The organism is Xenorhabdus stockiae, from assembly GCF_002632825.1.
Taxonomy (GTDB): domain Bacteria; phylum Pseudomonadota; class Gammaproteobacteria; order Enterobacterales; family Enterobacteriaceae; genus Xenorhabdus; species Xenorhabdus stockiae.
The window spans coordinates 1-6,923 of sequence record NZ_NJAJ01000072.1 but is presented as its reverse complement, the minus strand read 5'-3'; the positions used below and the strand labels follow the sequence as shown (position 1 = coordinate 6,923).

Sequence of the window (6,923 nt, the reverse complement as noted above, 5' to 3'; positions counted from 1 at the left end):
AACTGCTCAGTAATGTGAAAAAATTCTTGAAAAAATCTGCAAATAGACTCTTTCAGAGAAAGTAAATCGAGTGTCTCACTATTATGAAAAGTTATTTAGAGTCAGGCTAGCTAAATAACCATTCATTTAACGCCTAAAGCCAATCCCAACTTATATCTAATATATTAATTTTATTTATAATCAATATGTTACTTAATTTTGCGTGTTCCCATTTAAAGAGGGATTCAATTAAAATGGCTGTCGAATCAAAAATTGATTCAAATAATGATTCTATTTTTGATTCATTTGTTGACAGGGGTTAAGATTCATGTATGCTAACTCAATGTCAAACACAAGAGCCTAATCATGAGCCTATTAAATAATCTTAATAAAAAATTTAATTCTGATATTAAAAACACTGTGACCTTAAGTGTTCGAGTCACTAATGAAGAAAATGCTGTACTCCAAGAAATTGCCGATGTTGTTGGCTGCACAAGACAAGATGTTATTTATCAGTTGATCTCCGACTATGCTATCCCCGAATGGTGGAAGATGAAAATGGAAAGTGAGAATGAATTAACAGATATTGCTGATGAAAATAGCGGTGTTTCTTATTTCCTCTTAAATACTAATAAAACAAATAGCACCGTTGACCATAACATCATTCTGGAGCAAGGAATTGCTGCAACTTTCGAAGATGATTATATAGGGAAAATCAATAGAATAAAAAAAGGGGATGTTGTTTTCTTATACGAATCAGGGTCAGGGATTGTGGCATATGGTTTTGGTAGTGGCCAGAACATTGATGAGCCTAATCCAGAAAAAATTAACCATAACTCAATGCGATATCAGGTGTTATCTGATTTTTCTTTGCTGGAAAAGCCTTTATCTGCAAGAGATGTAAAACGAGTACTTGAAAATGATATACCTTTCGCTCAAACACTGTCACGCGTTAAAAATGGTGAAGTGTTATATAATTATCTAAAAAATAAAACTAATCTCGCATAAGAGAAAGTATTTTAATTTATTTGGTTATTAAGGTGATTGTTTTTTAATCTTTCATAAGGTAATGGCATGCAAACCGAATTAATAAAAGAACTGAACAAGGTTTTAAAAGGTTTTTCGCAATTCTGGAACGGAGAGGAATTGCACCGCTCAATGGTGATTGAAGCTATCAGTAAAAAACAGCCAGATCTAATCAAGGCATTGGTCACTAATGAAAAAGTGCGTTCTGTTTATGGTACGGATGTTGATGGTATTTTCATCTTTGACTTTGATAAATTATGTAGCCTGCTCAAATACAAGGAATACTGGGCTAACAGCTTCACTAAATACCGGAACAAAGTGGGATTAACAAGTGAAGGTAAATACATTGATTACAGCTCGGATGTAGTACTTGACTTCCCCTTTAAGGATTGCATTCTTGAAGGCGGGATGACAAAAGAGGAAAACGGTAAAAGTGAATTATACTACAATGAGATAATTGCAAAGGATGAAATAGATAACCTTTTATCCCCAAAGGTTTTTACATCTATAAAAAAATATAATAAAGAATCTGTTTCTGACAGGCTATTATCATTCATCTCAAATGATAATATTTTATTAAAAGGGAATAATTTAATAGCACTACACTGCTTGAAGAAAAGATTTATTAACTCAGTTAAGTTAATCTATATAGATCCACCATACAACACTGGAAACGATAGTTTTAGGTACAACGATAAGTTTAATCGTTCTACATGGCTTACTTTTATGAAAAATAGACTATCAATCGCAAAAGAATTATTAAGCGATGATGGTATCATATTTGTTCAATGTGACGACAAGGAGCACTCCTCCCTGAGATTTTTAATGGATGATATTTTTGGTAGGGATAACTTCCTAAACAATATCGTCGTAAAGACTTCTGATCCTTCAGGATTAAAAGTAGTAAATCCGTCACCATATTCTCAAACAGAATACCTTCTAATGTTTTGTAAGGACAGGAGCAAGTACACCTACACACCTCAGTTCGTAAAAAGCTCTTACGACCCATCATACGGGAAATTTATAAAAAACATAAATGATGACTATTGTCAATGGGAGACGTGCTCTTTAGCTGAATATTTCGCTAAGTGTAAGGGTTTTAATAGCGTTAAAGAAGCAAAGGAAAAATATGGTCGATTAGATTTTGACGAAGGAATGGCTCAATTCGCGATTGAAAACGCAGATGCTGTTTATCAAGCAACCGCAATAAGCAATGCGGCCGGCAAAAAAATCGTAGAGATTAGGGATGAGTCTAAAAAGAATCCGGGTAAAATCTATAAAGTAGAAAGGGATAACGACAATATATATATTATTAACGGAAGACAAATATATTTTTATTCTAATAAGGTCAAGAATTTAAATGGAACTCTGACCCCCACCATGTTACTTACTAATCTATGGCTTGATATCCCGTGGAATGGAATAGCTAATGAAGGTGGTGCTATTTTTAAAAATGGGAAAAAGCCTGAAAAACTGATTCAGCGGTGTATTGAGTCATGTACAAAAGAAGGTGACTTGGTTTTGGACTTCCACCTTGGGAGCGGAACAACAGCAGCAGTAGCCCATAAAATGGGGCGTCGCTATATTGGCATTGAGCAAATGGATTACATCAATGAGATTACCGTGCCGCGCCTGCAAAAAGTCATCGAAGGCGAGCAGGGTGGTATATCCAAAGACGTTAATTGGAAAGGTGGGGGAAGCTTTGTCTATGCCGAACTGATGGAGCTGAACGCGTACTTCGTGCATGAAATCCAGAAAGCGCAGTCTACTGAGGAACTCGAAAAACTGTTTTCCGTAATGAAAACGGAGGCGCACCTCAATTATCAGGTGGCACTTGAAAACGTGCTGTCCGCTGAGTACGAAATGGAAGGCATTCCACGAAAAGTTGCATTCAGCGAGTTGGAACTGCACGAGCAGAAGCAGCTTCTGATTGAAATACTTGATAAAAATCAGCTCTACGTGAACGCCTCGGAGATGGACGACTGCGATCTGAACATTTCAGAGAGCGACAAAGCTTTCACCCGCAGCTTCTACGGTATGGAGTGACGGCATGGCGAAGAAACCGAAATCAGGCGGCAGTGAGAAGCTACTGTTTAACAAGCTGAAGCAATTTGACGAACCCGGTCTGTTCCATGACAACTACCAGACGCCGGGCTACGTTCAGGCGAACCTGAAGGACGAGTTGCGTCCGTATCAGCACGGGGCACTTCGTTACCTGCATTATACGCAGCGTAAGCGGGAAGAGGCACTGCTGCATTACCGCCACCTGCTGTTTCACATGGCAACCGGTGCTGGAAAAACGATGGTGATGGCGGGAACGATACTCTATTTGTTTAAAGAGTACGGGTATCAGAACTTCATCTTTTTCGTGCATACCGACGCGATTATCCAGAAAACCCGCGAGAACCTGCTTAACCCACAGTCGCCGAAGTATCTGTTTAGTCAGGAACTGGAAATTGATGGAGAAAAAATCACCATTTCACCAGTGGAGACGTTTCCGTCTGTACCTGAGCACAATACGATTTATCTCAATCTCTCGACTATCCATAAGATACACGACGAGCTGAACAGCTATCGTGAGAACAGCATTACCTATGAGGATTTGAAAGAAATCCCGCTCGTGCTACTCGGTGACGAAGCGCATCACTTCAATGCCGGCACCAAAGCTAAAGGCAAGGTGAAAACCTCACCGGAGAACGAGGAGCAGACGTGGGAGCGCACGATTGAGAATATCCTCGACCTGCGACTGGATAATCGCTTATTTGAGTTTACCGCGACCATTGACCTTGCAAATAAAGATATCGGGCAGAAATACCGTGACAAGGTGGTGTATCAGTATGATCTGAAACAGTTTATGTCAGACGGTTACTCGAAAAAGGTCATGCTGCTGGAAGCCAACCAGAACGACCGTGACAAGATGCTCGATGCCGTGCTGTTAAGCCAGTACCGTAAGCTGACGGCAGCGGATAACGGCATCGCTGGCTTCAAACCGGTCATTCTGTTCAAGTCGAACAAGATTGCCATCTCAAAGGCGAAGCAGGATGAATTTTCGCACCTGATTGCCGAGCTGACACCTGAGAGCGTCAGACGTCATCTGGCGAACAAAAAAGTACAGCTCAGTTCTAACACCAGTATCTGGCATAAAGTGATACAGCGTTACGCTGAGAGCGATTTGGTGACAGTTATCGGGCAGATTCAGGAAGATTTTAACGACTTCAATCTGCTGAACGTCAATAAGTCAGACCTGCTGGAAGAAAACCCCGTTCTGCTGAACACGCTGGAAGAAGTCGATAATCCGGTGAGAGTCGTCTTTGCAGTGGCAAAGGTCAATGAAGGTTGGGATGTACTCAACCTCTACGATATTGTCCGCATCAGCGAACAGGCGAGCAGCAGCAAAACCGGCACGGACAGCGAGGCGCAGCTTATCGGGCGCGGTGCACGCTATTATCCGTTCCGTTATGACGGCAAGCGGAGCTTCACCCGCCGGTTTGATAACAGAGCGAAGGATTTAAGCGTGCTGGAACAACTGCACTATCACACCATCAATGAACCGGCGTACATCAAAACGCTGCACGCTTCCCTTGAGCAGGCGGACATTGACGTGCATCAGGATGGTGGCGGCACAATCGAACACGCTAGGCTGAAAGAGGACTTTAAAAAGTCCGCCATCTATCAGACGGGTAAACTGTACTTCAACGAAGTGGAAGAGATAGAGAGCAGCAACCGCTGCTGGGAAACGTACTCACTGGAAACGCGTTTTGAAATATCGTATCAGACCGCCGGTGAGGAGTCACTGGACAACCTGACAGGGGTAACGGGCAACGTCACGAAACATGAACCGCTGGCACTGGATGAGCGTTTTTACCGCAAAGCGATGCAGAGAATCCGCTTCTACGAGCTGGATAACCTGCAACGCTTTTTCCCGAAGCTGACCGGTATTCGTGAGTTCATCGGCAGTGAAGCCTATCTTGGCAAGCTGAGAATCACCGTCACCGTGCCGCAGCCGCTGGATTTCTCTGCCGTACCGGCAAAAGAAAAACTGCATCTGCTGGAAAACGTCCTGCTACGTATCTCAGAGAACGTACGGCGCAATGACCAGAAGGTGAAAGGCACATATCGCTTCATAAGCCTGCCGGTGAAGGACGTTATCAAGGACTACAGTCTGCACATTGACCCTTCCGTGATAATTAACCAGAAAATCACTGCCGCGCAGACCATCGGTAAAAAATGGTACGTGTATGACAACGCGATACTGAATCAGCTTGAGCATCGTCTGGTGAAAATGCTGGAAGCCTTTATGCCGAAGCTCAGAGCCCGTTACGACGATATTTATGTACTGCGTAACGACGAACAGTCAACGCGCTTTAAGCTCACTGAGTTCGGCGGCGTGCGCGGCTTTATGCCGGACTTCATTATGATACTGACGCGCCATGCGGATAATGCTTACTGGCAGGTCTTCCTTGAGCCGAAGGGAGATGACAGATTGCTGGATGACGCATGGAAAGAGAAAATGCTGGAAACCCTGAATGACAGGGATCGCATTGTGATTGATGAAAGTGAGGACGTCAGACTGGTTGGGATTAAGTTCTTTGCCAACAGTCAGATGGAGGCATTTGTCAGCGATATGCAGGATAAAATTAACGATGGTGAGCCACTGGAAATCTCATCACTGCTGCTTTGAACACTGCAATTAAGAAAAGCGGAGCCTTGTGCTCCGCTTTTACTGTTGTTGAAATTCCATTCCCTATACATCCGCGTCATACAGCTCTTTGAACGCAGCGGCTATCTCACGGGTGGTCATCCCTTTGGCATACAACGCGAGGATCTGGTTATCCATCCCGGTAATACGGGTCTGATTTTTCTTCACCAGTTGTGGTTCGAAGGAGCCATCACGATCGCGCGGAGTACGCAGTTCCAGTGGGCCGTCGCCCGTGATAACGCTCTTTGTGGAATAACCGTTGCGGGAGTTAGTTCCCGGTTTGGGCTGGTTTTTCTCGTACCCGAGATGATGCGTCATCTCTGCATTGAGTGCAGTCTCAACGCTGATCTTTTTCAGCAGACGATCAAACTGGCTGAGGTCTTCAGGGGTTTTGAGGTTTTTGGCCAGTTCGTTAGCCAGAGCCTGTAACTGTTTTTCGTCCATAAATTAACCTTCATTTGATACTGGATTGAACACATCAAAATCAGGCAATTACACAAATCTATGTGCAGGCTCTGAAGGGCCGTTTCCACGGTCAGTTTTTTGAGGAAACGGGAGAGCTGACTTAAATCTTCGGGCGTTTTGAGATTTTTAGCCAGCTCAGTAGCCAGGGCTTGTAACTGTTTCTCGTCCATCTTTTCACCTGTATTAGTTGATAAATTAAACATATCAAAAACAGGCAATTACACAAATTTAGAAACAGGGTCTGATATGGCAATTAAAGAAGAAAGCTGGATTATTGATGGAAACTACGGAAGATGCTTGCCACAACGCTTATCCAGGGCAACAGGAGTTATTTTATTAGATGTTTCAACGCCATTGAGCCTGCTTCGCTATATAAACAGAACGTTATTCCAGCGTAAACGATATGGTGGATTGGAAGGCAATCAAGACTCAATCAAATGGGAGATGCTTCACCACATCACTGTTGTTACACCCAAAAATCGAAAACGTTATGCTGCAATGTTTGAAAAATTGGCCATACCAAAAATAAAACTAAGTTCTATTAAAGAGATGAAAGAACAATTTGATAAATGGGAGCTATTTTAACCTGAATTCTGGATAAGAAATTGACGAGAGGCCTGTTCCAGGAGCAAAGTTTTGGTGAAAGCCTAAAACGACTCCGGGGAGGAACAGGCCATGGACAAGTTAGTTGAAATTTTCTGCGATGTCGACGACTTTTGTCGTTTTTTCATCCCCCAGTGGGCGCAGTTTTGTC

4 protein-coding genes and 1 pseudogene are annotated in these 6,923 nt (G+C 42.8%); 4 read left to right on the top strand and 1 reads right to left on the bottom strand.

The window, feature by feature from the left end; translation table 11 throughout:
• Nucleotides 1-345: 345 nt before the first annotated feature.
• The 3 genes from Xsto_RS19685 (at nt 346) to Xsto_RS19675 (ending at nt 5,686) form a co-directional block, all read left to right on the top strand.
• A complete protein-coding gene (locus tag Xsto_RS19685) occupies nt 346-987 on the top strand; it encodes a hypothetical protein (protein WP_099120072.1) in 642 nt (213 codons plus the stop codon).
• 66 nt (nt 988-1,053) lie between these two features.
• Complete coding sequence (locus Xsto_RS19680; RefSeq protein ID WP_099126177.1) at nt 1,054-3,051, top strand: site-specific DNA-methyltransferase; 1,998 nt, start codon at nt 1,054-1,056, stop codon at nt 3,049-3,051.
• Between the two features lie 4 nt (nt 3,052-3,055).
• On the top strand, nt 3,056-5,686 hold the full coding sequence (locus Xsto_RS19675; protein WP_099126176.1) for a DEAD/DEAH box helicase family protein: 2,631 nt from the start codon (nt 3,056-3,058) through the stop codon (nt 5,684-5,686).
• Between the two features lie 66 nt (nt 5,687-5,752).
• On the opposite strand, the pseudogene Xsto_RS19670 reads toward Xsto_RS19675, so the two are convergent.
• Nucleotides 5,753-6,148: pseudogene (locus tag Xsto_RS19670) on the bottom strand (transposase); the annotation flags it as partial.
• Between the two features lie 267 nt (nt 6,149-6,415).
• Here Xsto_RS19670 and Xsto_RS19665 point away from each other — a divergent pair.
• Entirely contained in the window at nt 6,416-6,754 is a 339-nt protein-coding gene (locus tag Xsto_RS19665; protein ID WP_099126175.1) for a P-loop NTPase family protein, read from the top strand.
• Nucleotides 6,755-6,923 lie beyond the last annotated feature (169 nt).